We start from the raw sequence: 2,339 nt of genomic DNA on the forward strand, positions 1-2,339 counted from the left end.
CCCTTCCTCCTGCCCGAAAAGCCATTACGATCGGCCACCATCGGCGGGCGGCCCACGCATGCCAGGCAGGGAGCGACACGTGCTGATCACCCACGACACCCGGTGCGCCCTCGACGCGGTGGTGGACCTGGTGAACACCGCGCCGGAGGACGGCGTGGCGGAGGGACTGCCGGACCTCGGCGCGCTCGAGCGGTTCGTGGCGGGGCACCGGATCAGCGACGTCGGGACCCTCTCCGAACTGGACCTCTCCGCGGTACGGCGGCTCCGGACGCGGTTCGCGGCGGTGTTCGCGGCCCCGGACGCCCGGATCGCCGCCGGGCTGATCAACGAACTGGTCGCCGCGGCGGGCACCACGCCACGGCTGACCGACCACGACGGCTACGACTGGCACGTCCACTACTTCGCGCCGGGGGCGTCCGTCGCCGACCACCTGGCCGCGGACTGCGGGATGGCACTGGCCTTCTTCGTGGTCGCCGGGGAGCAGGAGAGACTGCGGCGCTGCGAGGCGCCGGACTGCCGCCGCGCCTTCGTCGACCTCTCGCGCAACCGTTCACGGCGCTACTGCGACAGCCGCACCTGCGGGAACCGGCTTCACGTCGCGGCCTACCGGGCCCGGCGCAGGGAAGCGGCGGGCTGAGCCCCGCCCTGGGGCCCAGGGGGTGTGCGGCGGTCTGAGAACGCCGCCCCCGACGGGTGTCGCCGGGGACGCGCGCGGCCGGCTCACAGCAGCAGCAGGTCGTGCAGCGCTGCCATGAGGAACAGGCTCCCGATCACCGCCAGGAAGATCATCAGCGGTGGCTGGGAGAGGGCGAAGAGGCACCCGCGGGGCTCGTGCTCGTCTCCTTCCGAAGACGTGACGGCCTCGCTCCGAGTCGTGTCCAGCATCTCGGAAGCATCATGGGCCGACGCGCGCCCCCCGAGCGAACGGGAGCCGCGTCGTGCCAGGTAGTGCGCCCGGCGGGCCCCCACGAGGCCGCTTCACGACCGGAACGGACCGCTCACGGGACGCAGCATGATCGCCGACCGAAAAGGTCAGATCATATGCCTTGCGAACCGTCCCAGGCTGTTCCCGACCGCCCCACCGTCCTCCGCCGTCTCAGATGCCGTGCTTCTTCAGGATCGCCTCGATGTCGCTGAAGTCGTCCTGGTCGCCGGATCCGGCCGCCGGTCCACGGCGGCCCCCCTCCGGGGCCGGGGGCACGGCACGGCGCGGAGCGGCCGGTCCGGGGGCGGGCCGCGCGCCCTCGCCGGGGGTCTCCGGCGACGCCCTGCGCAGGCGGCGGCGCTCCACGGCGCGGCTCAGCAGGAAGAGCAGCCAGGCGGCGCCGAGCAGGCCGAAGCCCACCCAGGCCATCGGGTCGAAGGCGGTCTCGGCGGCCCAGGCGACCGCGCCGGTCAGCACCAGGCCGAGCGGGATCAGGGCGTACGCGGCGATCCGGGCGGCGGTCAGCAAACGGCGCCGGAAGGCGGTGATCGCGGCGATGCCCAGGCCTGCGGCGGACACCGCGCTGCAGATGGTCTCGGCGAGCATCGGGCCTCCAGACGGACGGGTCGGACGGGACGCTCCCTCCATCGTGCCCCCGCGGCACGCCGGGGCGCCACGGATCCGGGACGAAATCAGGGACATCCCCCAGGCGGCCCCTGAGGCGCGGGGGGCGCGGCGCGGCTGGGAGACTGGACCCATGAGCGACACCTCCTCCAGCACCCCCGCCCCTGTCGTGCTCGACGTCTGGTGCGAGCTGCAGTGCCCCGACTGCCGCACCGCCCTGGACGACGTCCGCGCCCTGCGCGCCCGTTACGGCGACCGGCTGGAGGTGCGGCTGCGCCACTTCCCGCTGGAGAAGCACAAGCACGCCTTCGCCGCGGCGCAGGCCGCCGAGGAGGCGCTGGAGCAGGGCAAGGGCTGGGAGTACGTGGAGGCGGTCCTCGGCCGGGTCGAGGAGCTGGACCGCCGGGGGGAGGCGCTGCTGGTCGACGCCGCTCGGGAGCTCGGGCTCGACGCGGAGGAGTTCGACACGGCGCTGATCGACGGCCGGCACATCCTGATCGTCGACGCCGACCAGGCGGAGGGCAAGGCGATCGGGGTCACGGGGACGCCGACGTACGTCATCGACGGCGAGCGGCTCGACGGCGGCAAGTCCCAGGAGGGCCTGCGCGCCCGCATCGAGGCCACCGTCGACCGCCTCCTCGCCTGAGGACACCGCTGCGCCCGTCGAGGGCTACAGCAGGGGTTTGTGCAGGTGGTGGTGGGTGGGGCGGTAGCCGAGGGAGGCGTAGAGACGTTCGGCGGGCACGTTGCCGGCGAAGACGCTGAGGCCGACCGCCCGCCGCCCCGCCAC

General features: G+C 74.0%; 4 protein-coding genes and 1 pseudogene. 2 read left to right on the forward strand and 3 right to left on the reverse strand.

The window, feature by feature from the left end:
* Window positions 1-79: 79 nt before the first annotated feature.
* Window positions 80-637 (forward strand): CGNR zinc finger domain-containing protein, encoded by a 558-nt coding sequence (locus ACOV8S_RS23825; protein WP_448320174.1) that lies wholly within the window; start codon window positions 80-82, stop codon window positions 635-637.
* A gap of 83 nt (window positions 638-720) precedes the next feature.
* On the opposite strand, the gene ACOV8S_RS23830 is transcribed toward ACOV8S_RS23825, so the two are convergent.
* Together ACOV8S_RS23830 and ACOV8S_RS23835 are read right to left on the reverse strand one after the other, a co-directional pair.
* Complete coding sequence (locus tag ACOV8S_RS23830; RefSeq protein WP_448320176.1) at window positions 721-885, reverse strand: hypothetical protein; 165 nt, start codon at window positions 883-885, stop codon at window positions 721-723.
* A 211-nt stretch (window positions 886-1,096) separates the two neighbouring features.
* Window positions 1,097-1,531 (reverse strand): hypothetical protein, encoded by a 435-nt coding sequence (locus tag ACOV8S_RS23835; protein WP_448320177.1) that lies wholly within the window; start codon window positions 1,529-1,531, stop codon window positions 1,097-1,099.
* Between the two features lie 151 nt (window positions 1,532-1,682).
* Between ACOV8S_RS23835 and ACOV8S_RS23840 the strand changes: the two genes are divergently transcribed.
* The gene (locus tag ACOV8S_RS23840; protein WP_448320178.1) at window positions 1,683-2,195 is read left to right on the forward strand and encodes a DsbA family protein; all 513 of its coding nucleotides are present in this window, start codon (window positions 1,683-1,685) and stop codon (window positions 2,193-2,195) included.
* Window positions 2,196-2,219: 24 nt separating this feature from the next.
* On the opposite strand, the pseudogene ACOV8S_RS23845 reads toward ACOV8S_RS23840, so the two are convergent.
* A pseudogene (locus tag ACOV8S_RS23845) lies at window positions 2,220-2,339 on the reverse strand (GNAT family N-acetyltransferase); the annotation flags it as partial.

This window comes from Streptomyces sp. CO7, from assembly GCF_053474865.1.